We start from the raw sequence: 26554 nt of genomic DNA on the forward strand, positions 1-26554 counted from the left end.
CGGTCCTTTTCGTTTGTTTTACCGGCGCTTCGTCATGCGGCCGAGCAGGAATGCGCCTGCAGCGATGGCAATGACGCCATTGGTCTTTGGTGTGAATACTTGCTTCGCAACAAGGTTCAGGTTCTGTGGGCGTTCTGCGAGACGGCGCATGAAGTAGCCGTACCAGTCTTTACCGAACGGCACATAGGTTGTGAACAGGTATCCTTCTTTTGCAAGTTCAAGCTGCATGTCGCGGCGGAAACCGTACAGCATCTGAAACTCGAATTTGTCCCGCGGAATTTGGTTTTCTTCCGCGAATTTCTTCACATGATCGATGACGTGATGGTCATGGGTGGCAATAGAAGTGAATTTGCCATGAAGCAGATGGTATTCAATGAGTTTAATGAAGTTGCGGTCGATCTCTTCTTTTTCCGTGTAAGCGACGCTTGCCGGCTCTTTGTAAGCACCCTTTACGATCCGGAGGCGGTAGTCCTTGTAGTCGCGGACGTCATCTTCTGCACGGTGGAAATACGCCTGGATGACAGTGCCGACATTTCCGTAGTTCTTGGAGAGCTCGTCCAGAATGTCGAACGATGGTTGGAGACGGGCATAGTCTTCCATGTCTATATTGACGAACATATCATACTTTGCGGCCGCCGCAACGATTTCGCGAAGGTTTGAAAGGGCGAAGTCGTAATCAATGTCCAGGCCGAGCTGGGAAGCTTTAAGTGAGATATGGGCATCGACGCCGGCCTCATGAATGGCTTCCACGACATTGAGGATCTGATTTTTGGCGGCGGTTGCTTCTTCACGGTCATAGACGAACTCCCCGAGGTTATCAACAGTAGCGGAGATCCCGTTTTTGTTTAATTCTTTTATTGTTTCAATAGCTTCATGAATATCCGTACCGGCTACGACACTTTGCGCGCCGAGCTTCAGGCCGTATTTTTGAGCGGCTGCGTTCAGGAACTGGTTCTGGGAAAGACCGATAAAGAATTCTTTAAGCATGTCAACGGCTCCTTGCCATAAATATTAGATTCGACATGATTATATCATTAGTTTGCCTTTGCAAGGGAATATTTTTTGCCCCAATAAGAAAAACTCCCCGATTCCGGGGAGTTGAGTGACAATATTTTTTGCGTCGGATGAGCCCGGACTCAGTGAAGGCCGTGGGCGACCATGGCATCTGCTACTTTTTTGAATCCGGCAATGTTGGCGCCGACCATCAGGTTGTTTTTAAATCCATATTGCTCCGCTGTTTCAACACAGTTTTTATGGATGTCGATCATGACGCGGTGAAGTTTTTCATTTACTTCTTCTTCAGTCCATGAATAGCGCATGCTGTTCTGAGACATTTCCATAGCGGATACTGCGACTCCACCCGCATTTGCTGCCTTGGCAGGGCCGTAGAGGATGCCGTTTTCCAAGAACAGATCAATCGCTTCCTGGTCGCACGGCATGTTTGCGCCTTCAGCGATTGCAATGAGCCCGTTCTCAACCAGCTTGGCTGCCGATCTCTCATCGAGTTCATTTTGAGTGGCGCAAGGCAGTGCGATTTCGCAAGGGATGGACCAGATATCCGAGCAGCCTTCTGTATAAGTGGCTTCGGGATGGAATTGAACGTAGTCCTTGATTCTTCGGCGTTCGACTTCCTTCAGCTGCTTGACGGTATCAAGATTGATGCCTGCCGGGTCATGGATATAACCATTTGAATCACTGCAGGCGATGACTTTGGCACCGTATTCGATCGCCTTTTCCATCGCGTAAATCGAAACATTTCCGGAACCTGAAACGACAGTTGTTTTACCTTTCAAGTCGAGGTCGTGGTGCTTCAGCATCTCGACGGTGAAGTAGACGAGGCCATAGCCGGTTGCTTCCTTCCGGCCGAGACTGCCCCCGCTTTCCGGGTCTTTTCCGGTGAATACGCCTGCTTCGTAAGCGTTCCGCAACCGCTTGTAGTGGCCGAACATATAGCCGATTTCACGCTTGCCGACGCCGATGTCTCCGGCAGGAACATCGGTGTCCGGTCCGACATGCTTGCTTAGCTCAGTGATGAAGCTTTGGCAAAAACGCATGATTTCCCGGTCCGTCTTTCCTTTCGGATCGAAATCGGATCCGCCTTTGCCTCCGCCGATCGGAAGGCCGGTCAGGGCATTCTTGAAAATCTGTTCAAAGCCCAGGAATTTGATGATGCTGTCGTTGACGGAAGGGTGGAAGCGCAGCCCGCCTTTAAACGGACCGAGTGCGCTGTTGTATTGGACACGGTATCCGCGGTTCACATGAACCTTTCCATTGTCGTCTTCCCACGTCACCCTAAAGGAAATGATCCGTTCAGGCTCCACAATCCGCTCCAGAATGCCGTCCCGGATGTATTCCGGGTGCTGGGCGAAGACGGGGCGGAGGGAGTCGAAAATTTCGCGGACTGCCTGGAGGAACTCCTTTTGTCCAGGATTGCGGCGTTTGACGAGTTCGAAGACCTGATGGACATAATCATTTGCATTGCGCCGTGCCTCTTCCTTAACGTCTCTGACCATCTGCATGATGCATCATTCCTTTCCTGGAATCGAAAAAAGGAACCGACAGGGATTCCTCGTTCCTTTCCGACTATGTTTTTCTCAGAAAATGCTATGAGCCTGATTTCATAATTATACACAGCCAATCAAACATTTTCAATACGGAATTTTCGGATTATGCCAGTTAATAGAAATTGTTCGAACAAAATTCACAATGTCGGCGCCTATTCATTTTGCTCTTTTTGCTGATTCAGGATCCGCATGGTCAGGCTTTTGACATCTACTGCTGTTTTCTCGCTGACTACATCCGCCAAAATGACATCCCGGAAATAAGCCACGCTCTTTTTTAGCGGCATCTTCAGGATTTTGGTGAGCGCAATCTCGTACATCTGGATGAAATCAGGCTCTGTGTTGCCACGTTTGAGCTCTGCATACGCTTCATAGAACTGGTCCAATTTATCGGCAAGTTCCAGGAGCCGGCCTTCCAGTGTACCGTCTTTGCCTTCTTTCATGCGATGGAAGAAGACGCTCTGGAATTCTTCAGGAATCTCCCGTGAGATAAACTTCTCCATCATTTTTTCCTCTACTGTGGCAAGCATCTGCTTGAGTTCCGGGGAGGAATGCTTGACGGGCGTCTTGATGTCTCCGATAAAGACTTCGGCGAAGTCATGGTTAATCGTTTTTTCGTAGAGCGATTTCCAATCCACGTCCGCGCCGCCCATTTCTTCCAGCGTGCCGAAAAACATGGCGTACTGCGCGACTTTCCATGAGTGTGCGGCCACATTGTGTTCTTCGAACTTGAATTTGCCGGGTGCGCGGATAATCCGCTCCAAATCATTCAGGCTTGTGAAAAAATTATGGATGCCCATGCTGCTTCCTCCTTTCTTTGTTTTCGGTCTCTTTTAGTTTATTCTTGCCTGTTTCCGGTATTTAAAAACGCCGCCCTGTCCGGACGGCGTTATAAGCATTTTATTTGTCCGTTGCGTCCTGCGCGACGATGACGAGGCGTCCTTCGTCCAGAATCTTTTCATACTCGTCCGCTTCCTGTTGTGAAAGTCCGACGCCTTCAAATTCTGAGCGGAGTTCGTCGCCGCGTTTTGCGACAAGGTTCTTCATGCCTTTGAAAAAGCCGGTATCGCTCATGCCTGCTGTTTCTACGTCGAGCGCTTCCGCAATGTCTTTTTCCCGTTCATCATAGTGTGCAAACAGATAAATTTGTTCCTTGTTATATCCCTGTGTGACCAGTTTGTCGATTTCTTCTCTTGCCTGCACACCGTTCTCAACTGTAAGTACTTTTGCCATTACGAATCCCTCCTGATTGTCATTCAAGCGTTCATGATTATCTTTACCCGGGCAACTTGCGGACTAAACAGTGGCCTCACTTTCCAGCATTGCGGTGATCTGCTTCCTGAGCCTGCCCAGAATCCGTTCACGTCGCTTCTTAATACCCGGAACTGAGATTCCGGCCAGCCGGGCGCAGTCGGTGTAAGGCATGCGCTCTGCAAAAAGCCGGAACAGTAAGAGCCGGTCATCTTCGGGCAGGGAGGCGAGGGCTTTCCTAAGCAAGGGAAGCCGGTCATCGGAAGCTTCCAAATCTGCTTCCATTGCCTGCCGGCCTGACAAAGCTTCCAGAATGTCCGAGCCGAAAGCGGAGGCGGCTTCAGCATGCCGACTTTCTTTTTTTAGTTCATCCAGCATCGCTCCCCGGATCGTCCGGTACGCGAACGGTGCGAAATGCCCACGTCCGCTTTCATACCTCACAAAGGCCTGGCAGAGGGCGAGGCGGGCCGCCTGACGGAAGTTATCATGGTCACGGCGTATATTCAGCTGACGGAGCATGGCGGAGATCATCGGTTCATATTGCAGCAGGAAGTCTTCCGTGTTCACGTTTCCCATCTCGATCGGCCTTTCAGGCCGTGCACGGCGCAACATTTTTCCCGGGTATGTACAGCCTACTGAAGCTGCGATGTCTGGTCGAATGGGCCAAACTGATTGTCAAACGCTCAAAATCTAATTTTGAAGGCTTCAATTTTTGATTTTAAGGCATCCAAAAACCGAAAAAGAGTGTTTTATTGTGGAATAAGGCCCATTTAAGGATTGGATAGTCTGGTCAAAATTGAAATTTGGCATGTTAGAAGAAGGATATGGTTAGCAGAGCGGGAGACGGGTAAATGAAAAAGAGAATGAATGATGGAAGAAAGGGCGGATCAGATGGATATTCAAGTACAATCGTTTTTCCTGAAAGAGGACGGACAGATACCGAATAACCCGACACTGCCGGTCATTTTCTACCAGAACGCATTTGATGGGGAGGATGGGGGACGAAGCCCGGAAGAAATCGAGGCGGCGTTCAACAGCCACGGATGGACAAACAGCTGGACGGGAGATGTCCTTGACGAACTCCACTACCACTCCAACACACACGAAGTTCTCGGTGTCCGGCGGGGCAGCGGAACCATTCTCGCAGGCGGGGACTCCGGCCAGCGTCTCGACGTCAAGCCGGGAGATGTAATTTTGCTTCCTGCCGGTACGGGGCATATGAAAGTGGATTCCACCGATGACTTTGAAGTTGTCGGAGCCTATCCGGAAGGTGCGGATCCTAATACGGTTGAGCGTGATCCTGCAAAGGCCGCACAGGCAAAAAATACAATCAGCAATGTCGGCACCCCGCAACAAGACCCCGTCTTCGGGGAGGACGACCAGAGCCCGATGCGCCATAAGTGGGTCAAATAAACAGCGTTGCGCAAGCTTCCGCATACAGCGGAAGCTTTTCTTGTTCGTGCGCAAGGTGAAGTGAATATGAAAAAGACTTATAATAGGAGAAAAGGACATGTGAAGGGGGGAGTATCATGGAGGAACGGGACAAGCAGACAGCCGGGCCTTACCCGGACTGGCCGGAAGCAGGCTCGTGGATGGCCCGGCGCAAAAAACGTACGGAAATATTGGATTATTATTATCCGAAAGGACAATATGAGAAAGAAGCACGGCGTGAGATGTCGGCCGTGCTGGTGGAATTTGAAGAGAAGTTCAGACGCTGGTACCCGGCCCTGCCGGACTCCGGCTACTCTGCCCTACACCAAGGAAAGCCCCGGCGACACAGCCGCGGCGAGGACATACGCGAAGCGGTTAAGCTGTACCGTGCAAAAAATGTCGGTTACGGGAAGCTAAGCCGGATTCATGATGCACTCGATCTTTATTACCTGATGGAAGCCCAGTCCGGTTATTACAAGCAGGAGATCGATAAAGCGGCACAGGCGCAGAAGTGGATCGGAGAAGATCATTTTAGCGGATTTTTCCCCCAGGTTGCCGAGTGCATGCAAGAACGGCTGAGAGGACTCGTGAGGAGCGGGTTTGATACGCTTCTGGAACTGCAGGAACGCCAGCGCCAGGCAGAACAGACGGTACAGCGTCTGGTGGAAGGAAAAGGAGCACTCTGGGCCCGTGCAGCCGAGCTCGCCAGCGACCTTCTCATGTATCCGGTCAGGCAGATGGGGAAGAAGAAGTAACTTACATGATGCTGAAATTCGTGGAGTACAACATCATGAGGATTAAAAAACGGGGCTGTCCAAAAAACTGAATTCAGCCCGACAAATAGCAAATGGCACGGACGCCGGGAGACACCTGCGGGAAAAGCCGGGCTGTCGAGACCCGCTTCACGCGGGGCTCGGCGCCGGCCCGCGGTAAGCGACCAGAGTCCGTGCCGTTTGCTTTTTCACATTAATACTTACTTTCTGGACAGCCCCGTCATTATTGCCCATAGATCCGGTCGATCAGCTTTCGGCTGGACCGGCCATCTGAGAACTCATTCCACTCCGAGTTGAATTGATCAATGCGATTGTACTCAATGGCAGGATCATTGATATGCATGATGAGATCCTGCGTAGTCTTCGCAATGGGACCCGGGAAGAAATCGGGTGATTCTGCCCAGATCCCCGTTTTTTTCGAGTACGCTTCCAGGTCATGCAGGTAGAAAATTATCTTGCGGCGCAGCAGGGCATATTCGAACGGAAGTGAGGAATAATCGGTCACAAGAATGTCTGCAGCTGCCAGCAGTTCATTTACGTTTGGGTATGCTCCGACATCTACTAGCCGGGGGTGTTCAGGCAACGAGGAGATCCCCCTAACAGCAGGGTGCAGTCTGATCATTACGACGAAGTCATCGGGTATACCGGCCAGCAATTCCCCTATATCCAAGGGGATGTATTGATCATCGAGCTGATCTTTCCGGAATGTCGGTGCATAAAGAACAATTTTCTTTCCGCGTACCGCCGGATATCTATGTAAAACGTTTTCTGCCCCTCCGGCTACTGCGGCCGGGTCAAAATAAAAGTCTGTCATCGGAACCCCGGTAGGGAGGAAGTGGCCGTCGCCAATATTAAACGATGACATAAAGATGGATTTCATCTTTTTCGAACCGACAGGAATCTGGCAAAAACGGTCATACACAGACTGAAAGCGTCTTTGTGCCCTCCGGCTTCTCTTGGCTGTTTCGGGGTCTGTCCAACCAAAACGCTTAACGGCCCCTGCTGCATGCCATAATTGAACCGGCTCGACGCCTCTTCGGAAGCGCAGTCCCGATAAGATTCCAACGTAATTGTCGATAAAGACATATTTGGCTGTCGCCAAATGATAAATCGACATCATCATGTGCCGTATATTACCGGTCTCGAACGTGTAGACTTTCTTCCGAGCCGGAGCCGTATCGGAAAAATCAATTCGGCATCGCGAATCATTCAAAAAAATGACCGGCTGGTTATCTGTCTTTCCAAGCTCATTCGCCACATACCAGGCATTATTGCCGAAAGAAGAGAGGAAGACCGTTTTCTTTCGCAAGGGAAAGAGCTTAAAAAACGAGAAAAACAAGGAAACCAATCGAACATAAAGGGATATTAGAATATCCTTCATTTTGCTCTGTCTTTTAGGTCCTCTTTAATTTTGGTAGATGAAATGCCTTCTGTGCGCGGAAGATAAATGACCTCGCAATGTTCGGCGAGTTCGTCAAATTTCCCTTCCCAGTCAGAGCCCATAACGAAAACATCGATATCATGATCGCGGATGTCCTCTACTTTCTGGCCCCAGTGCGATTCTGGAATCACTTCATCGACATATCGGATGGCTTCGAGGATCATTTTTCGTTCCTCAAAGGGATAATATGCTTTTTTTCCTTTGATGGCATTGAATTCGTCAGTGGAAACGCCCACAATCAGATAATCCCCGTATTCCTTCGCCCTGCGGAGTATGTTAATGTGGCCGTGGTGAATGAGGTCGAACGTTCCGTAAGTAATGACTCGTTTCATTGTTTGACATCTCCTCAATCTGGGTCAGGATCGTATTCCTGATAATAATAAAATGTTGAATCGTATGTTATTATATACAACATGTTCTTAAAAAAATAGCGCTGAACTTGAAGCGTGCCAATATGAAACCTATTTGTAATAGGAATGCAATCAACTTCAAAGGGTGATAGGTTCCATGTCCGTTTTGCACAAAATAAAGAAGAGTGCTCTTCCGAAGCGGATTTTCCGCGTCGCTTTCAGGGTGATGGGGCTTTTGCCGAGAAAAAAGAAAACCGTGTTTTTTGAGAGTTTCCATGCCAGGCAGTATAGCGATAGCCCGCGGGCCATTTATGAATATATGCGAAAGCATTATCCGGAGTATCGGCTTGTCTGGAGTATCGATAAACGCTCAACGGAACTTTTTGAAAGGCACGGCGTTCCGTATGTGAAGCGGTTCACTCCAAAGTGGTTCATGGAATTTCCGCGGGCAAAATATTGGGTGAACAATGTCCGCCTGCCCGGCTGGATGCCGAAGCCGCCGGGCACGATTTATGTGCAGACCTGGCACGGAACACCGCTGAAAAAGCTGGGTTTAGATATTGAGACTGTTCATATGCCGGGAACTGATACAGGCAACTATCGCCGGAACTTCCTCAATGAGTCTTCAAAATGGGATTTTCTTGTGTCCCCGAATCCTTACTCGACGAAGATCTTCAAGCGGGCATTCGGATTTAAGGGGAAGGTCATCGAATCCGGCTACCCCCGAAATGATCTCCTCACAAATTTCGCTGAATTGGACGTTCGTTCAGTGAGGGAGGCACTTGGGATCCCTGATGGGAAAAAAGTGATGCTGTATGCACCGACTTGGAGAGACCACGAGTTTTATGAAAAAGGGAAATACAAATTCGATTTTCAATTTGACCTGGAAAAATGGAAAGACCAATTTTCGGATGAATGGGTCCTTTTGACAAGAATGCATTACCTGATTGCCGAGAACTTTGATTTTTCGGGATACGATGGGGCAGTTATTGACGTATCTCATTACCCGGATATCCGAGATCTCTATATCGCGTCCGATTTGTTGATTACGGATTATTCCTCCGTGTTTTTCGATTACTCTGTCCTCGGAAGACCCATCATTTTCTATATGTACGACCTGGATCAGTACCGGGACCAACTAAGAGGTTTTTATTTCGCTATAGAGGAAGAAGCCCCGGGACCTATCGTCCGCACTGAAGGGGAACTGTTTGACGTGATCCGCAATATCAGACAGCTGCAGCCGGAGAAAAGTGAAGCCTATCGCAAATTCCAACAAACGTTCACTTCACTGGAGGATGGCCATGCGGCAGAGCGCGTAGTCAACACCTTCCTTGGGACGTGACATTAATTATGTAGGAGCAACCACTATGAAATCTGCTTTAACAGTTTTAAACGAACAGATCCGAAACTTCTTCCTGGCCCGCCGGCTGTCGCTTTATGAATTCAGGAGTGCAGCCACAGGCAGCTATTTGGGAGCTGCTTGGGAGGTTATCAATCCGGCTATCCAGATTATGATCTATTGGTTCGTGTTCGGCTTCGGAATTCGTCAACGGGAACCAATCGGTGATATACCATACTTTCAATGGATGTTCTCAGGGATTCTCGTCTGGTTCTTTATTAACCAGGGGATTATGAGGGGAACCAAGTCGGTCTATTCCAAAATTAAAATGCTCTCGAAAATGAACTTCCCGATGAGCGTGATTCCCAGTTACGTAATCTTGGCACAGTTTTACCCGCATCTGATTCTGCTGGGGCTGGGCATTATTATTCTGCAGTTCACAGGATATCCGGTCTCGGTGTATTATTTGCAATTACCGCTATATACGGCCATTCTGCTGATTCTTCTTTTAGGAATGACATTGATCACTTCGACACTTGCGACAATCGTGCGTGATGTCCAGATGCTGCTGCAGTCCATTATGAGAATGCTGCTTTATTTGTCTCCAATTTTGTGGCCGCCAAGCTTGCTGCCGGAATCTTGGCAGACAGCAGTCAAAATCAATCCGTTCTATTATATTGTAGAAGGTTACCGATATTCGCTGTTAGGAGAAGGTTGGTATTTCCTTGAGAATCCGGTTTATACGGCATACATGGTGGGTGTGGTATTGATTCTGTTCATGATCGGTTCTGCTCTTCATGTGAAATTCCGGAGTCAGTTTATTGACTTCCTGTAATGAAAGTTGGGAAAACAATGTCCAAAGCAGTCATTGTAAAAGATGTGAGCAAGCGCTACAAACTGTATAAGAAGAATTCCGAACGAATCCTGGATCTGCTTTTGCCGTGGAAAGATTTTGGAGAGGACTTTTATGCATTAAACGGAGTTTCTCTCGAAGTGGAACACGGGGAGATTGTCGGGTTCATCGGCATCAACGGTTCCGGCAAATCGACGCTGTCAAATATCATTGCCGGCATCATTCCGCCAACTTCCGGTGAGATTATTGCGAATGGGAGTATTTCCTTAATCGCCGTTAATGCCGGATTGGATAATAACCTGACCGGACGCCAGAATATTGAACTTAAACTGCTTATGCTCGGATTCACCAAGGCAGAGATTGATGCAATGGAAGAGGAGATCATCGAATTTGCCGAGATTGAGAAATTTATCGACCAGCCGGTGAAGTCCTATTCGAGCGGGATGAAGTCCCGTTTGGGCTTTTCCATCTCGGTCCGCGTGAACCCGGACATCCTCATTGTCGACGAGGCATTGTCTGTAGGGGACAAAGCTTTTTCAGAAAAGAGTCTTGCAAAGATGATGGAGTTCAAAGAACGGGGTAAGACGATGTTCTTTGTCAGCCACTCATTAGGGCAGATGAGAAAGTTCTGCGATCGGATTGTGTGGCTGGAGTACGGAACAATCCGGGAAATCGGGGAGACCGAAGAAGTGTTGAAGCATTATGATGAGTTCATGAAGGACTATCAGAAAATGTCCAAAAAGGAACGCAACCGGTATAGGGAAGATGTGCTGGCCAAGCTCAGGAAAACGGGCGGTAATCAGGAGTCTGCGGCTCAATGACCGGGTGTTCATGAATTCGAGATTAACTAAAAGCAGTGGATCAGGTCGCGGATAGCGATCAGGCCACTGCTTTTTATAATACACTCACGAACTCTTCCGTTCTTCATCAAATTCCTCTTGAGCCTCTTTAATCACCTGTTTCAGCTGATTTTCCGGTACGCCGCGCAAGTAATAAGCGACAGCGGCTTTGCCGATGGCGTAAGTTCCGCCGCTGGCAATGGTGGCACTGAGTGCCGACCCGGCTCCGGGGAAGACTAGGTTCGCGAACTTGGTGCCCTGCTGGGCGATCATGCGGAGGGTGAAACCGGTAGCGCCGATTCCTCCGAGTGAGACGAGCAGGTCTCTGGCGGTTTTAAACTCCAGCTCGCGCCCGGACAGATAGGCGATGATCATCATCAGCATCGACTGGAGGGTGAGGAGGACCGCGATATCCGAAGCGATAATCGGGCTCAGGGCGACGGTGGCACTCAAGGCCGAAAAAATCCGGATAAAGCGCTCAGCAATCCGCGTCGCTACCCGGTTCAGACGCACAGTCAGTCCGAGGTGGATGGCTGCCCTGACATCGAGGTTTTCCTCCAAAAAATCCAGCAGCTCCTCGATTCCTTTCCGTCCATCGAAGGCGATTTCCGGGTTGTCCTGTTCATCATTGGCAGCATCAGCTGATTCCCGGTCCCATTCGATGTACGAGGAGACGGGAAGGATGGCTGTTGCATTCAATCCATATTCGTTGAAGATCCGCTCCAGCTGTCCGGTTTTTTCTGTGATCAACTCAAGTTTGTCTTCAGGATACCGGTCAGGTTCCTTGATGCGAGAAGGATTCAGCTCGTCGATATGGGTCAGGATCGCTACAAGAGGAAGATCACCGCCAGTCTTTTCCATCAGCTGTTTGGCGACAAGGACATCTTTGTCGATATGCGCCCGCTCCGTCGCTTTCTGAAGGAAGAGGAGGGCGTCCGGCCGGAACTCACGGATCACTTCCGCAAGCTCGTCCTCCGCTTTCGTATCAAAAGTTTCAGATTCACCGATGCCGCGGGTGTCAATCACTTCAAAATAAACCTGGCCGTCCGACTCGTAGGTGAACCGCCGGGCTTCTTTCGTGCCGATTTCCACGTCGCTGACTTCGGCAAGGTATTTGCCGCTCATCGCATTGATGAGGCTGCTTTTGCCGACACCGGTCCTGCCTACCAGCACAAAGCGGGGTGGGCGAGGGTTTTTCAGCCCTTCCAGCAGGGCATTCAGGTCATCATCATCTGTGATGGCATCGACCAGCTTCCGTCGTTGCTTTTCCGAGATGAGGTTTCCCGGCACTTTATCGATCAGCTGTTCTATGTAATGGTTCAAGTTTCCGATATGGCGCAAACGGTTTTGCATTTCCTCTAATTTGGGATTCACATCAAACGCTCCTTCCGTGTTTGTGCTTCTTATTATCCCTTCTATACCCCCGGGCATCCACGCTGAGACATCGAACAGAGGCAGAGATGAAAAGACCCTCCGGCAAGTGCCGGAGGGTCGGGAATCCGCTCTTACAAAGTCACGTCTTGCGGAGGCTGTCCTTTTTTGTTCATGACACGTATCGCATCGGGCTGGACTTTCAGGATGACAAGATTCGGATCATCCGGGCCGTCGAAGTAGCTTTCCAGCTCTTCATTCCAGACTTTGTCGATCAGTCCTTCATCATCCGTGACCTCGGCAGTGCCCATGATCTCCAGGTAGTCGTCGCCGAAGCCTTCACCTTCATAGCCGATGAGGATATGGGTGTGCGGGTTGGCTTCGAGTTCGTCGACCTTGTCGGTCTGTTTTGAAGTGGCCGTGTACAGCGTAAAGCCGTCGTTAAAGAATGTCATGTATCGGGTGAATGGCTTTCCTCCCTGGACGGTCGCCATCGTGCCGACCTTGCTTTCATCAAGTATATTTTGTGCAGCTGCTTTTATGTCCATCCGGATCCCTCCCGTATTTGGAATTTCCCTTATTACTATTCCCTTGGAGATTCCAAATAAACGGCGATGCCGATCGGGCAGAAGGAATCACTTTTTGCGGTCTTCGTAGAAAACCTTGAAGTCCGGATCCGGAATTCCGACGCCAAGTTCGCGCGCCTTGTAATCCCGCAAAAGCTCAAAGAAGCGCTTGCTCAGGAATAGGAGGACGACCAGGTTGACGAAAGTCGGGATGGCGGTCGTAATATCGGCGAAATACCAGACATATTTACCAGGAAGCTCGTAATAAACCGCGTAGACGACAAGAAGCAATCCCGGAAGCGGGTAAACGAGCTGGAAAAACTTCAGGACTTTTCCTTTTAGAGACGCCTGCTCCGGCTTGCCGAAAACCTGCCGCAACAGGATTTCATAGTATGTGTACCAGCCGGTCGTCGTCGTCAGGCCGAACAGGAAGACGGAAATCGTGATGACATATCGTCCGGCTTCGCCGATGCCCTCCTCAAAAGCGGCGAGAGTAAGGGAGGCACCGTCCAGTCCGCTCGACCACATTCCGGTGATGATAATGGTGAGTGCAGTTACCGAACAGATGACAATCGTGTCGATGAAGACTTCTGCCGCACCCCACATCCCTTGTTTGACCGGATGGTCGGTTTTCGCGGTGGAGTGGATCATCGGGGAGGTTCCCCAGCCGGCTTCATTGGAATAGACTGCCCGCGCGACACCCATCTGGATAACCTGAGCCACGGCAGCGCCCGTGAATCCGCCGACCGCCGCCATCCCCGAAAAGGCGCTATCGAAAATCAGGCCGAATACAGGAAGGATTTCGCTTGCATTGGAAATAATGATATATAGTCCGGCCACCAGGTAGAACAGGCACATGGCCGGGATGAGCTTGGCGGCCGTTTCTCCGATTCGCTTGATCCCGCCAAGGATAATCAGATAGATTCCGATAACATAGATGATGGACGACGGAATCAGCCCGAATCCGAATGAGGAATCAATCGCTTCGGCGACCGTATAGTTCTGCAACGTGATAAAGAAGGTGGAAAAAATTCCGAAGCCGAAGAGAAAGGCTGGAATCCACCAAAGCTTGAAGTTCCGCTCTTCTCCGAGGCCTTTCTGCATGTAATAGGTTGGCCCGCCGTAGGGATCGCCTTTTTCATCGGTGCTCCGGTAGTGGACAGCGAGGGTGACTTCGACCATCTTGGTCATCATGCTGAAGAGGGCGGTGAGCCACATCCAGAACACCGCTCCGGGCCCGCCGACCGCAATCGCCGTCGCGACCCCCCCGATATTCCCGACACCAACACTTCCGCCGATTGCTGTACTAACCGCCTGGAACGGTGTCAGAATCCCTTTTTCCGACTTGGAGCGTTCCCGTTCCTCTTTTGAAAAGACCTTGCCGAATGTCGTCTTAAAAATGTGAGGAAGGTGAAAAAGCTGGAACACCTTGCTTCCGACAGTAAAATAAAGGGCCACGAACAGGACGGTGAAGATAAGCGGCAGCCCCCACAGCCACCCTACAATCTTTTCTAATATGACATCCATTTACTTCCCCCCTCGGTTGTTTAGCTCATTTGTCCATATCGATATGGTGCCTCGACCAATCGTTAATCAAGACCTGGAACTTGAGTAGATAGAGATTATAATAGCTGTTTTCGACAATATACACAATATTTTCTGAACAATTCCATAAATCATCATAGCTTGAAAATGAACGGACTATTAGATTTGCATGCCCATCTTGTTGATTGCTTGGCTACAATATAATAGTAAATATACGGAAACGAAGTTAAGATGACTGGAACGCAGCACCGATTGTCGGTCAGAGTTGACTTTGAAGATGGCCATGCACGGCTAGATCGGCATGGTTAAAGGAAGATGCCAAGGATCTAAGTCCGGATTGAAACGGAGGGATGACATCATGAAAAGAAAAAAAACATGGATCATATCGGCTGTTTGCTTGGCTTTTATCAGCTATGGATGCAGCACTAGTGAATTCCACAGCCAAGAGAAAGACGAAGCGGTTGACCGTGAAGTGAAGGGAGAAGAAAACAGCTTGGGAACTTCTGCAAAAGAAAATGACTATGAGCAAGATAACTATGTTTCCGTACAGGACTATATCGGAGAAGGATATGAGTTAAGAGAGGCCAACAAGGAAATTGAAGAGACAGCAAAGGCGGCTGGCGAACAGGTTGAAAAAGCCGTAATCGATTATATGCGAAAAATGTATAAGACCGAAGTGTTGGTCACAAATATCGTGGGGGCACAGGACGCTGCGACTGTATTTGTGAAATCCGAAACGGATCCGAGCTTTTATACGTATGCAATCGTGCCCTATGATTTCGACACAGGTAAGATGTTGACTGCCGACATTCGGACAGATGAAGGGCAAGTGGAAAATGCAATTCATGGATGGCTTTATGCAAAAGCTTATCCTGAAGAATTCGAGAAACTGGATCAATTTCTGAATGAATTTACTGAAACTCACCCTGTAACCGGGCTAACTAAGCAAGCGGTTCAAAACGTCGGAGGAAATGGTTTTTCAAATCAATATTACCTTGTCAATCCGTTGGGACTGATTTTTGAAGAAGTTTATAACATGTATTTGGAAAACCCCGAGATAGAAGGAGAGGAAATCCGTAAAGCATTGGAAAATGCAGGATTTGTAGCAGAGGATATTGCATTCGGGATTTCTTTGTATATGGATGAGGAAGGAGCGGAGCCTGACCAATCGATCATGGATGGACTGAAAACGTCCTTGACCAATCTGGAAGGGATTCCGACAGGTACATACGCTTTGCACCTCAACGACAATTACATTGATAAACGGAGAGCTTCAGGAAGCAAAACAAATACGTTAAAAAACATCGGACCCAATGAAATCATAAAGGAATAAAGCAGTGGATGAGATGGGAAGGAAATAGGTACAACTTAGGGAGACAGTAATTATAGTCCGATTTATGCCGGCGGAAGCCGGTTTTTAATTTGATATGAATTCAAGGTTTCAAGGAGGAGGAAAGAAAAGTGAAAATATTACTTAAGTCACCTTTTTGAAGTGAAGTTAAGTTATTTTGAATCAGTTATCAAGTGATAGTGGGTATATCTATACATATATTGTTGTGCGTTTGTAAACTTTTAAACTGATTTAATGACTGCATGCAGTTGATGGCGTGAGTCATAGGTCCCAAATAGTATTCTGTTTGCTTCAAGACTTTTTTGACAGTTGCTAGCTAAAAATGATATTCAATAGAAAGAAAGATTTAAAGAATGCCAGGGAATCCCACCCAATTGTGACGGATTGCCCAAAATGTGCCGGAAATACCTGCGGTGAAGAGCGCCAAGCCGATTCGCCAGACAGCAGTTATTTTAAATACTTTAAACCAAAAAGGAGATGGATGAAATGTCAGGTATCATTCGCGTAACCCCAGCCGAACTGGAAGCTATGTCAAATCGCTACAATAATGAATCCGGAGAAGTGGCAGCACAGATCGGCCGCCTCGACGGTATGATTTCGGAACTCACTTCCGTATGGGAGGGTGCATCGAGCCGTGCATTCGCTGAACAGTATGAGCGTCTCAAGCCACACTTCAATGACATGCGTGATCTTCTTTCGGAAATCGGTGTCCAGCTGAACCGCACAGGACAAGCCCTTCGTGATGCGGACGAGCAGATTGCCGGCCAAATCCGCGGCTGATCAGCCACGCGGTGAATATTTTTTGGAGCGCCTTTCTGCCAACCGGAAGGCGCTCTTCCTTCATTAATGCGGGGGTGACTGTATGTACATCGAGATCACTGTGGACCTGACCCATTATGATGGAGGGGTTTTCGACCTCCGGTTGTCGGATTATCACACAATGAAGAAAGTGACGGAGATCGCCCGCCAGGCAAAGGGTGTGACAAAATCCCAGCGGGAAGGGCATTGGGTCAGGATCGCCAATAAAAACCGGGTGGTTCCAGGACATTTATCATTAGCAAAGTGCGGCATCCAGAGCGGGGACCGCCTGGAAATCCTTTAAAACCATTTTTTCACGACATACATATAGAGTTTGAACTTAGCAAAGGGGTAGACCGAAATGGCGATCGATAAACAACCGCTTACTTATATGGAAAAATTGCTGGACGCGGATATCCGGCATGTGGACCATCAAAGTTCGTTCATTTTCCAGACAGAACGGATCGGGATGAATCAAGAAGCCGAAATCTCATTTCTGTCTGCAGCCGATCCGGTCATCCGGAAAGAGATCGATCTTAGCGGTGACGAACTGAAGATCACCGTTTCATTCCCGGAGCGCTTTAAGCGGTTTAGTTCGCTTCCTGATGAGGATGAGAAAACAAGGTGGATCTTCACCTCTAAGCTTGTCGACCTGGCAGAACGGTATAGCAAAGGTCGGCTGCAGCCGCTTGTCTGCCCGGAAAATATTGTGATGGACAGCGGAATGACGCCGTATTTTCTCCATTTTGGTGTGACGGACAGCCTGCCGCCGGAATCACCGGATCCGGCTCGGATCTGGCAGGAAACAAAAGCGACGGTTGCTGTCGCAGTAGACGGGACACGGAAGTTCGAAGAGTATCTTCATCACCACGATACACTCGATTTAAAACCGCATGCCGCGGCTGTCATGGCAGCTGGGGATCCGGACACGCTCAGGGCCTATATCGACCGTGCAATAGCGGATGTGAACCGGCGGGAGCAAGAGAATATCCGCCTCCCGCTAAAGAAGTGGAAAACCGCAAAAATCTTTGGAGTCGTCTCCGGTGTACTCCTCGTCCCTTCACTCGCATTTACTTTGTACACCTTTGTCTATGAAAAACCGAAGACGGCCGCGATCAATGCAGCCCACCAAGCCTACCTGTCGATGAATTACAGTGATACCGTAACAGAACTATCCGATTACAGACCTGACAGCCTGCCGTATATCTCGCTTTTTGAGTTGGCTGATTCCTATGTCATCAATGAACGATTGACAGAAGAACAGAAGGAAAATATCCGTTCAAACATCACGCTGAAGACAGATGAAAACTATCTGAAATATTGGGTGCTGATCGGGCGTAATGAAGCGGAGGAAGCGGTCGATATCGCCCGTGCGATGGAGGATCCGGTTCTCTTGGCATACGGTCTCGCCATCCGTCAGGAACAGATACGGGCCGACAAGGAACTGAGCGGGCAGGAAAAGCAGGAACAGATCGGGGAAATCGACAAGGAACTTGAAGAGATCCAAAAGGCGATGGAGGAATTAAAGCAAACCTCTGGTGATAATGTCACAACGGGAAAACAGGAAACCCCAGTGAATCCTGAAAAATCAGGCCAAGTCGATGGAGATGGGCAGTCAGAAAAAGCGGATGAGAAGAAGGAAGCCAAAAAGAACGAAGAAAAGCCAGCCGATAAACCGGAAGGCGAGGCATCCGAAGAAAAAAGCGGCTCATAGAGCGTTTGAAAGGATAGAAGGTGAACGAATCCATGCAGCAATTGTGGGTCCATTATTCGGAGAACTACCAAAAAATCGATTTCGATGAATATGCCGCGAAGCGGATGTCAATAGGGCCCTCCTCCGATGACACGGTGACAGTTCTTGACTTCCCGTTCGCCAACGGAACCATCACGCTTGAAGGCGGGGATGACGGATACCGTGTCAGTGACCGGAAGGGGGACATCGGCTTTCTCAAAATCGGAGATCAGTTGACCGCCCTGCAGAAAGGCCGGTCACTAAACTTGGCGATCATCCCTGCACCACGCAAAAGCGTAACCTATTTTATCGGCTTCGAAAACCAATTGGTGTTTGCAACGGAAAACCCGGAAGCGACAGTAAACGTAACAGGCACTGGCCAACCCGGAGGAGGCGAGAACTTTGTCTTGCTGAAAGGGGCGGACGGCTGGTCTGCAGATGTGGAGTTCGGCAGCCCGTTTTACCTGAACGGCAAGAAGACATCAGGGGCGGTGCGGCTCAGAGAAGGGGATGTGATCCAGTGGCTCATGCTGGAGATCCACTTGGCCGGAAACGACAGAATTGAGATCGCTTCACCCTACTCCTACAGGACGGCCCTCCCGGTCTTTGAAGAACCGGAGTCTGAGGTGAAGAAAACCTATCCGGTCTACCGGCGCACCCCGCGGCTTATCCACCAGGCGCCCGACGATAAGGTATCACTGTCTTTCCCGATGCAGGAACAGCCGGATGAGGGGAGGGGGCTCTGGCTCGTTATCCTGCCCCCGCTCGTCATGTTGATTGTCATGTCTCTGGTCGTGATCTTCATTCCCCGGGGGCTGTTCATCCTGATTTCCATCTCGATGTTCACCGTGACGATCATTACGTCTACTGTCCAGTACTTCAAGGAGCGGAAACGCCGAAAGCTTCAGGAAGAAAAGAGGCGTAGGGTTTACAAGGCATATCTGGAAAATATGCGCGAGGAGCTTCACGAACTGCGTGAAGGCCAACAAAGAATGCTTGACTACCATTTCCCTCCATTCCAAGAACTAAAGCGGCTGACGGAGGGACTGTCGGGCAGGATCTGGGAGAAGGCGAGGGACAATTCAGACTTTCTGCATTTCAGATTAGGGACGGGCACAGTGCCTGCAAGCTACAGCCTTTCTCTTTCAGCGGGTGACCTTGCCAATCGGGAAGTGGATGATCTCATCGAGCAGTCGAAACGGATGGAGGAAGTGTACAGGGAACTTCGGAACGCACCGATCACAGCCAACCTGTCCAAGGGGATAATCGGAATGTTCGGTAAGGAAGAAGTCATCCGGAAAGAGATCGGCCAAATCATCGGACAGCTATCCTTTTTCCATAGCTATCATGATGTCAGGTTCATTTATGTGTTCGACACTGCCCGATATGGAGAAGTGGAATGGATGAAATGGCTGCCGCATTTCCAGCTGCCTCACATGAATGCGAAAGGGCTGATCCACGATGAACGGACCCGTGATCAGCTGCTGGGGTCGCTGTACGAAATATTAAGGGAGCGTGACAATGACGAGAACAAAGGCAAGGTACGCTTTTTGCCGCATCTCGTCTTCATTGTGTCCGACTACAAGCTGCTGTCTGAACACATTATCATGGAGTTTCTCGAAGGGAAGGACCATGAAGCATTAGGCATTTCCGTCATCTTCACGGCAAACGCAAAAGAGCGGATTACGGAGAATGTACATATGCTTGTGCGGTATGTCAATGACCGCGAGGGTGACATTCTCATTCGGGATGGGATTGCGGCGGACACCCGTTTCAGGCTCGATGCGCAGGAAGCGACAGGGAATGAACGGTTTGCCCGCATGCTGAGGACACTTGACCATCAGACCGGGGTAACAAACTCCCTGCCTTCTATGGTGAGCTTCCTTGAAATGTATGGCGTGACGGAAGCGGACGACTTGCCGATTGCTGAAAGCTGGCGTGTAAACGAGTCTGCACGCTCACTGGCAGCCCCGGTCGGGTACAAGGGACGAGAGGACCTGATTGAGCTGAACCTCCATGAAAAGGCTCATGGTCCGCATGGGCTTTTAGCCGGGACCACAGGCTCGGGGAAGTCGGAGTTTCTTCAGACCTATATTCTTTCGCTGGCGGTCAACTTCCATCCTCATGAAGTCGCATTTCTGCTAATCGACTATAAGGGCGGGGGCATGGCCCAGCCGTTCCGCAACATTCCGCACTTGCTGGGCACCATCACCAATATCGAAGGAAGCCGGAACTTCAGTGACCGTGCCCTCGCCTCGATCAAGAGCGAGCTCAAGCGCAGGCAGCGGCTTTTCGACCGGCATACCGTTACCCATATCGATGAATATGCAGAACTCTATAAAAATGGAGAGGCACAGGAGCCGATGCCGCATCTGTTCCTCATCTCGGATGAATTCGCCGAACTGAAGACCGAAGAGCCGGAGTTCATCCGTGAACTTGTCAGTGCGGCCCGAATCGGCCGAAGTCTGGGGGTCCACCTGATTTTGGCGACACAGAAGCCGGGCGGCATCATCGACGACCAGATTTGGAGCAACGCAAGATTCCGGATCGCCCTGAAAGTGCAGGACGCTTCAGACAGTAAGGAAATCCTGAAAAACGGGGATGCGGCAAATCTCACAGTGACCGGACGCGGTTATTTGCAGGTCGGCAACAACGAAGTGTATGAACTGTTCCAGTCCGCCTGGAGCGGGGCGCCTTATCAGAATGAAACGCATGACGGGGAAGATGAAGTGGCCATTGTCACTGATCTCGGACTGGAGCCACTTACCGGCCTATCTGCTGTCTCAAAGGGCAAACGAAGCGGCCTGACGGAAATCGATGCCGTGACGGCTGCCATTGCATCAACTGCGGATGAACTTGGAATCCGGAAGCTCCCAAGCCCATGGCTGCCGCCGTTGCCAGGACGGATCGTGAATGCAGGCGGCTATCAATATGACGGTAAAGGTTTTGCCATCGCTGTCATTGATGAACCGGAAAAACAGAGCCAGCGGGCAGTCGGCTATGACCCGATGGGCGACGGGAATGTCGGCATTTTCGGATCGGCCGGCTACGGCAAATCCTATACGCTGCAATCACTCCTTCTGGGCATTGCAGGGACCATGACACCGGAAGAGGCGCATTTGTATCTGCTGGATTATGGCAACGGGACGTTGCTTCCGCTCCGCCAACTTCCGCACTCGGCAGACTATCTGACCTTAGACGAAGAGTTGAAGCGGGATAAGCTGGTCCGGATGATCCGTGCGGAAATCGGCAAGCGCAAGCAGTTGTTCCAACAGGCGGAAGTCAGTTCCATCCTCATGTACAATCAGATTTCTGAACAGCCGTTGCCGTTGATCTACCTTGCAATCGACAACTACGACATCATCCGGGATGAACTGGAGGAACTGGAACTGCAGATGAGCCAGTTTAGCCGGGACGGCTCGGCCTTGGGTATCCACATTCTTCTCACTGCGACCCGTCCGCAGTCGGTCCGTCATCACCTTATGAACAATCTGAAAGTGAAGATTGTCCATTACCTCATGGACTCTTCTGAGATGTATGGGATGATCGGACGCCCGCCATTTACGCCGGAACCTTTCCCGGGACGGGCGATTATCAAAACCGAAGAAACATTGTTCGGCCAACTGTTCCTGCCTGCAAAGGGCGCGGACGATTTTGGCGTCCTGAACGGAGTCAAGGAGAAGGTTCAGGAGTTCCGGGGGCGGTATGAAGGGCAAAACGGCCCTTCTCCGATTCCGATGCTGCCGGCGGAATTGCCGGCACGCCGCTTCGACGAACTTGCCGGGCATACCGCCGCTGCAGGCATGATACCGATTGGCCTGGACGAAGAGGCTGTCCTGCCGGTTTTGGTCGACTTCAGCAAACACCGCCATCTCCTGCTCGTCGGTCTGCCCGGCCGGGGCAAGACAAATGCAATGAAGCAGTTGATCCGGACGGCCAGAAGGCAGCAGGCGGGCCCGCTCGCAGTATTCGACTCGTTCGAACGCGGCCTATCGGAATATGCTCAAGACCCTGGCGTCACCTACGCAGAGACGAAGGAGCAGTTGGAACAATGGATCACTGATGCGGAAATGTACTTGCAGGAGGCTGAAACTGCATATGTCACTGCCGTGCAAACTGGTGCTCCATTCCATCCCGTGCCTGTTTACCTGTTTATCGACGGCTACTCAAGGTTTATGCAGACCGTGGATTCCCGTATACAGGACAGGCTGGTAAAACTCATGAAAAACTATGGGCATCTTGGATTTAATGTGGCTGTGTCCGGCAACAATGCCGAGTTCACAAAAGGCTACGACGCATTTACGAATGAGCTGAAGCTTGTACGCCAGGCACTGGTATTCATGAAGAAGTCCGAGCAAACGCTCTTCAACGTTCCATACGAACGGAAAGAAGCCGAGCTTCCTGCTGGCTTTGCACACTATATCCTGAACGGGAACAGCACGAAAATCATGATTCCGTTATGCACAATGGAGAAGGAGAACGTACGATGAAAAGCAACGTCAAAAAATCCGCACCGATCATTGGAGGGATCATTGCCATCCTCGCGCTGCCTGTCCTGTTTTTCTGGTTCATGTCGGGCAGTTTCACATCATTCGCCAAACCGGCGGAACGGACAATTGCTGTAGTCAACGAGGACCTTGGCAGTGAACGGGAAGAGCAGAAGATCGAGATGGGAAGAGAGGTCCTCTCCATCCTCTCGGAAGACTCCGATTATAACTGGGAAGTGACCGGCCGGGGTGCTGCGGAAAGCGGGCTGAAATCAAATCGTTACGATGCCGTCCTGTATATTCCATCCGACTTTTCTTCGAATATCATGTCCTATGATGAACAGAATCCGCAAAAAGCTGAATTCAATTACACCATCCAGCAACAGAAGAACGCGGATTCAAAACAAAACGTACTAAAAGAGATTGAGCGCGCGACTGAACGTGTAAACAGCAAAATATCGACGATGTACTGGAGCTACGTCGCAATCGAAATGGACCATATCAAGAAAGAATTCTCGTCAATCCTGGATAAGGAAAGCGAGTTCCTGGACGCCATGGTCGCGTATTACGACCCGGGTTCTTCCGAACTTGCCGATGTCATGAAGCGGCAGCGCGAACAGATGGAACAACTGAGGGAGACCATTGAAGGGGCAGCCAATCAGGACCATGCAGCTCGTGTAGACAATGTGGAAGCATTCGAGACCGAACTTTCGGGCTTTCTCCAGAATGTCCAGTCCTACCAGGCATTCCAGGTGGAACAGCGAAGCATCCTGGAAGATCTTCAGTCGGACAGCATCGCTAAAATCCAGCAGATGGCTGCCGGACAGGCAGCGGAGTACGAGGAAACCGTCCGCCGCCTGAAGGAAAACAACGGCCAAATGGCGGCGCAATTGGAAAAAGTAAACAAACAGATTGCGGCCAATCAGGAGAAGTTCAGTGACCTTGAGCAAATCCGCCTCAAACAGGCAGAACGACAGGCTGAAGAAATTCTCGCGCTACAGGGAACGGCGATTGATGAATACAACGACACACTGATTGGCACCCTGCAAAAAAATCTTAAAGACGGCGCAGGTTCCAAGATTCCAAGCGTGACCGAAGTGGAAGACCTGCCGAATATCGATGACTTAAAGGCGATTCAGCAAGAGCTTGAACGTCTTGCAAATGAGCATGACAAGGAAGAACCGGCACCACCGGAACAGCCTGAACCGGAAACTCCTGCTGAAGGGGACGGACTGCCTTCTCTTGAAGAAGAAAAGGAGACCATCACCGCACTGGCCGCATCGATCGATGGCCTGAAGCAACAGATCGTGGAAGAGCAGCCGGAATCAGAAATCCCGGCCCGACTGGATGAATTGTCCAGCCAGCTTTCAGATGTGACTCAGTCTATCGGGGCTAAAGAAGAAGAGGCCGAGAAAGATGAAAACGGCAACGATGGAAACAGTGGGAGCAATGGCAGCGGTAATGGCAACGGCAATAGTGAAGGGGAAACTAAGGAAAACGTTGCAAAAGTTGCAGCGGGCTACTACGGTGACTTATTCGGCGCATATGAAAGGCTCATGGCAATCTATTCGGAGACGAAACTGTACCTCGAAGAGTATCCGGAAAATGCAGTCGCGATCGTCAGGGAGATTGAAAGGAAAGAAGCGGGACTTCTTGAGTTGGACACCCTCTCCCCGGAACGGAAAAAAGAACTGAAAGAACTGTTCAAGCAAGCACCTGCAGCTCAAGACCTGGATTCGCTTCTTGCCTATTACGCCACATTGGAGCAGATGGCTTTCACATTAGATGACCGGACCGACGGGCGCCAGCAGCGGAAAGACGAGGTCTTGAAGGATGAGATCATCCAGACGCTGACGAAAAACGTCGCAGCACTAAAGGAAGAGGAATTGCTCCAGTGGGAAAAGGTTAGTGAAGGGCTTCCTGAGACAGGTGCGCGTGTAGAAGAATGGAATTCTTCATTCGCCGCGATTGTCGCCGGCTATGAAGAGTCCGTCGGCATGCAGCACATGAAACTTCTTGAAAATCTTCAGTCGATCGGAGACCAGGCGGATACACTTCTTGCTCAGCTGCGTGAACCCGGTACCCGCCTTCCGGGCAGCGAGCCGGAGATCTCTTCAAGCGAAGGGGAGCTTGTCTCCGGCCAGCAGACAATCGGAATGCAGCTGCTCAGTCTGAGTTCGACAATGAATGCAGTATCGGAAGGCCAGGACAGTATTGTCGGCTATGCCCGCGAGCTACAGGGCAAAGCGGAAGGCTTTGAAAACGCGACGGATTCATACAGCAGCAGATGGCAGCAAAACCTGGAAGCCATTTCGGCATTCAATGATGACGTTGCAGGCTTCCTTGACAACACGTATGTGGACGGACAGGAAAATGGATATGTTTTCGATCACTTCACCAACCCGCTCAGCGTCAGAGGCGAGGCGGTTGCAGGAGAAGAGATGAAGAAAGTGCCGCCGGCTATCCTTTTCGTCATCTTGATGATCACCAGTCTGTCGATCGGATTCTTCAGTCATAAGATGCGGGAAGGCACCCCGTTGCTCCGGACTGGGATGCTCGCATTGTTGGGCGGGATTACGGGACTGATTATCAGTCTTTATAGCGTGAATATGTATGCGCTAAATGACCAGCGGGCGGTAGAGTGGACGATTTTCACTATTCTCATCGTCATCGCGGGAGCTGCGCTGATCAGTACGGCGCTTGATGCGGCTGAGACCGCGGGCTGGATTGCGGCGATTGTGCTGGTCTGCCTTTATATCGCCCCGCTTCTGAAATTGGGTGTCCCGGAAACCAATGTTCCGGATATCCTCTCGCCGGTTTATATGTCGATCAAATATGACCCCGTCACTTTGTTTGACTCCGGTGCCGCAATCGCCGGTATTTCGGCAGTGGTTCTGCTGACTGCTGCATGGCTCGTTAAAAGGTGGCGTGCCGGTGAAACCATCATTCAGGAAGAATCGTATGAGAGTTAAGCATGCCGTTGCCGTTCTTGCGGCAACGTTCTTCTTCTCAGCGGCAATTCCGGCAGCCGCAAACACGGGAAGCCATCCGGGGGACTCACTGGAACCGCTTGAATACAAGTCGCTTCCATTCAGGAAGAAGACGGAATACCTGCATGACAGCAGAAAGGTTGAGATGAAAAACACTTTGACCGAAGCGCAGGTCAATCTTAACTTTTCTGAACCTGTACGATTTAAGCCCCCTATAGAAGTTTCAGACCTGTTTCTTGAACCGGGCCGTCCTGAAACAGGGACGGCGGCAGCAAAGGCTGCTGAGCTTGGCTTGTTCACTGAATCGCAAGAAACAGCAGCGGGGCAGTCCGGCAAGACTGTGGACATTCCGGATGAGCCAACCGGTGATCACCGAATACGGACCTATATTTTTATCGGCTTTATCGGAGCGGCAATTCTTGGCCTTTTCGGCCTCATGATCCCCGCTTTGCTGAAGAGCGGAAGCAAGGGAGCACCAACAGTCAGGCACAAGGAAGAAACGGAGGGGAAGCATGCATGATCTCGTATTATCAGATGCTTATGGAGGAAAAGCGGCAGCAGATCAGGCGGCTGAACAGCTGCAGGGGGGAACTGCAGGGGAAACAGGGCGAATTTCAGTCTAAAGAATCGAAATTCAAAGAACCCGAACTGACTGCCCGGACATGGCATGGGCAACATGCAAATCAGTTCAACAGCACGCGGGAGTCTGGAATCCTGACACCATACCTTGAAGTGTCCGGATCTCAATTCCAGAATGCCTATTCTTCAATCGACAATAAAATCACTTTGTTGCAGAGCGAGATCCGGTCACTTGAATCGGTCATCGCCCAGCTCCGCGCACAGGAAGCGGCGGAGCGGCAACGATAACCGGAGGGA

Annotated in this window: 23 protein-coding genes; 13 read left to right on the plus strand and 10 right to left on the minus strand. The window is 50.3% G+C overall.

All coding sequences use genetic code 11. From position 1 onward, the window contains the following. Positions 1-18: 18 nt before the first annotated feature. The 5 genes from KHA84_RS03195 to KHA84_RS03215 all read right to left on the minus strand — a co-directional run bounded on the left by KHA84_RS03195 (position 19) and on the right by KHA84_RS03215 (position 4388). On the minus strand, positions 19-987 hold the full coding sequence (locus KHA84_RS03195; RefSeq protein WP_213422084.1) for a proline dehydrogenase family protein: 969 nt from the start codon (positions 985-987) through the stop codon (positions 19-21). Positions 988-1136: 149 nt separating this feature from the next. Beyond that, complete coding sequence (gdhA, locus tag KHA84_RS03200) at positions 1137-2519, minus strand: NADP-specific glutamate dehydrogenase (RefSeq protein ID WP_213422085.1); 1383 nt, start codon at positions 2517-2519, stop codon at positions 1137-1139. Positions 2520-2716: 197 nt separating this feature from the next. Next, positions 2717-3361: a YfbR-like 5'-deoxynucleotidase gene (locus KHA84_RS03205; protein ID WP_213422086.1), complete on the minus strand. Its 645-nt coding sequence runs from the start codon at positions 3359-3361 to the stop codon at positions 2717-2719. A 100-nt stretch (positions 3362-3461) separates the two neighbouring features. After that, a complete protein-coding gene (locus KHA84_RS03210; RefSeq protein ID WP_213422087.1) occupies positions 3462-3794 on the minus strand; it encodes a YflT domain-containing protein in 333 nt (110 codons plus the stop codon). A gap of 63 nt (positions 3795-3857) precedes the next feature. Further along, positions 3858-4388: a sigma-70 family RNA polymerase sigma factor gene (locus KHA84_RS03215; protein ID WP_213422088.1), complete on the minus strand. Its 531-nt coding sequence runs from the start codon at positions 4386-4388 to the stop codon at positions 3858-3860. 315 nt (positions 4389-4703) lie between these two features. On the opposite strand from KHA84_RS03215, the gene KHA84_RS03220 reads away from it, so the two are divergent. Further along, positions 4704-5225 carry a cupin domain-containing protein gene (locus KHA84_RS03220; RefSeq protein WP_213422089.1) on the plus strand — a complete coding sequence of 174 codons (522 nt, stop codon included), beginning with the start codon at positions 4704-4706 and terminating at the stop codon, positions 5223-5225. 116 nt (positions 5226-5341) lie between these two features. Beyond that, a complete protein-coding gene (locus KHA84_RS03225; RefSeq protein ID WP_213422090.1) occupies positions 5342-5998 on the plus strand; it encodes a hypothetical protein in 657 nt (218 codons plus the stop codon). A 241-nt stretch (positions 5999-6239) separates the two neighbouring features. Here KHA84_RS03225 and KHA84_RS03230 read toward each other — a convergent pair whose 3' ends face one another. Together KHA84_RS03230 and tagD are read right to left on the minus strand one after the other, a co-directional pair. Next, positions 6240-7397, minus strand: a complete 1158-nt coding sequence (locus KHA84_RS03230) for a CDP-glycerol glycerophosphotransferase family protein (RefSeq protein WP_213422091.1) — start codon at positions 7395-7397, stop codon at positions 6240-6242. Then, a complete protein-coding gene (gene tagD, locus KHA84_RS03235; RefSeq protein WP_213422092.1) occupies positions 7394-7789 on the minus strand; it encodes a glycerol-3-phosphate cytidylyltransferase in 396 nt (131 codons plus the stop codon). The genes KHA84_RS03230 and tagD overlap by 4 nt, the downstream gene beginning before the upstream one ends. Before the next feature lie 175 nt (positions 7790-7964). Here tagD and KHA84_RS03240 point away from each other — a divergent pair, with 175 nt between their 5' ends. From KHA84_RS03240 to tagH, 3 genes are read left to right on the plus strand one after another with little or no spacing between them, the layout of a single operon-like run. Then, positions 7965-9149: a CDP-glycerol glycerophosphotransferase family protein gene (locus KHA84_RS03240; RefSeq protein WP_213422093.1), complete on the plus strand. Its 1185-nt coding sequence runs from the start codon at positions 7965-7967 to the stop codon at positions 9147-9149. 25 nt (positions 9150-9174) lie between these two features. Beyond that, the gene (locus KHA84_RS03245) at positions 9175-9981 is read left to right on the plus strand and encodes an ABC transporter permease (protein ID WP_213422094.1); all 807 of its coding nucleotides are present in this window, start codon (positions 9175-9177) and stop codon (positions 9979-9981) included. A 17-nt stretch (positions 9982-9998) separates the two neighbouring features. Beyond that, positions 9999-10820: a teichoic acids export ABC transporter ATP-binding subunit TagH gene (gene tagH / locus KHA84_RS03250; protein WP_213422095.1), complete on the plus strand. Its 822-nt coding sequence runs from the start codon at positions 9999-10001 to the stop codon at positions 10818-10820. A gap of 84 nt (positions 10821-10904) precedes the next feature. Here the strand turns inward: tagH and KHA84_RS03255 are convergent, their stop codons facing one another. The 3 genes from KHA84_RS03255 to KHA84_RS03265 form a co-directional block, all read right to left on the minus strand. After that, complete coding sequence (locus KHA84_RS03255; protein ID WP_213422096.1) at positions 10905-12212, minus strand: GTPase family protein; 1308 nt, start codon at positions 12210-12212, stop codon at positions 10905-10907. 131 nt (positions 12213-12343) lie between these two features. Next, positions 12344-12757 carry a pyridoxamine 5'-phosphate oxidase family protein gene (locus KHA84_RS03260; RefSeq protein ID WP_213422097.1) on the minus strand — a complete coding sequence of 138 codons (414 nt, stop codon included), beginning with the start codon at positions 12755-12757 and terminating at the stop codon, positions 12344-12346. Between the two features lie 87 nt (positions 12758-12844). After that, on the minus strand, positions 12845-14302 hold the full coding sequence (locus KHA84_RS03265; RefSeq protein WP_213422098.1) for an alanine/glycine:cation symporter family protein: 1458 nt from the start codon (positions 14300-14302) through the stop codon (positions 12845-12847). Between the two features lie 376 nt (positions 14303-14678). Here KHA84_RS03265 and KHA84_RS03270 point away from each other — a divergent pair, with 376 nt between their 5' ends. From KHA84_RS03270 to KHA84_RS03305, 8 genes are all read left to right on the plus strand, one after another. Then, positions 14679-15653 (plus strand): DUF1672 family protein, encoded by a 975-nt coding sequence (locus KHA84_RS03270; protein WP_213422099.1) that lies wholly within the window; start codon positions 14679-14681, stop codon positions 15651-15653. A gap of 504 nt (positions 15654-16157) precedes the next feature. After that, positions 16158-16451, plus strand: coding sequence for a WXG100 family type VII secretion target (locus tag KHA84_RS03275; protein WP_213422100.1), 294 nt, complete (start codon positions 16158-16160; stop codon positions 16449-16451). A gap of 82 nt (positions 16452-16533) precedes the next feature. Next, complete coding sequence (yukD, locus tag KHA84_RS03280; protein ID WP_213422101.1) at positions 16534-16773, plus strand: ESX secretion system protein YukD; 240 nt, start codon at positions 16534-16536, stop codon at positions 16771-16773. Between the two features lie 57 nt (positions 16774-16830). Further along, the gene (gene essB, locus KHA84_RS03285) at positions 16831-18183 is read left to right on the plus strand and encodes a type VII secretion protein EssB (protein ID WP_213422102.1); all 1353 of its coding nucleotides are present in this window, start codon (positions 16831-16833) and stop codon (positions 18181-18183) included. Positions 18184-18215: 32 nt separating this feature from the next. Then, positions 18216-22691 (plus strand): type VII secretion protein EssC, encoded by a 4476-nt coding sequence (essC, locus tag KHA84_RS03290; protein ID WP_213422103.1) that lies wholly within the window; start codon positions 18216-18218, stop codon positions 22689-22691. Beyond that, positions 22688-25660 carry a type VII secretion protein EsaA gene (esaA, locus tag KHA84_RS03295; RefSeq protein ID WP_213422104.1) on the plus strand — a complete coding sequence of 991 codons (2973 nt, stop codon included), beginning with the start codon at positions 22688-22690 and terminating at the stop codon, positions 25658-25660. Before essC ends, esaA begins: the two co-directional genes overlap by 4 nt. Continuing rightward, positions 25650-26198, plus strand: coding sequence for a type VII secretion EssA family protein (locus KHA84_RS03300; protein ID WP_213422105.1), 549 nt, complete (start codon positions 25650-25652; stop codon positions 26196-26198). The genes esaA and KHA84_RS03300 overlap by 11 nt, the downstream gene beginning before the upstream one ends. Continuing rightward, positions 26195-26545 carry a YwqH-like family protein gene (locus KHA84_RS03305; RefSeq protein WP_213422106.1) on the plus strand — a complete coding sequence of 117 codons (351 nt, stop codon included), beginning with the start codon at positions 26195-26197 and terminating at the stop codon, positions 26543-26545. Before KHA84_RS03300 ends, KHA84_RS03305 begins: the two co-directional genes overlap by 4 nt. Positions 26546-26554: the final 9 nt, after the last annotated feature.

The organism is Bhargavaea massiliensis, assembly GCF_018390575.1.
Taxonomy (GTDB): domain Bacteria; phylum Bacillota; class Bacilli; order Bacillales_A; family Planococcaceae; genus Bhargavaea; species Bhargavaea massiliensis.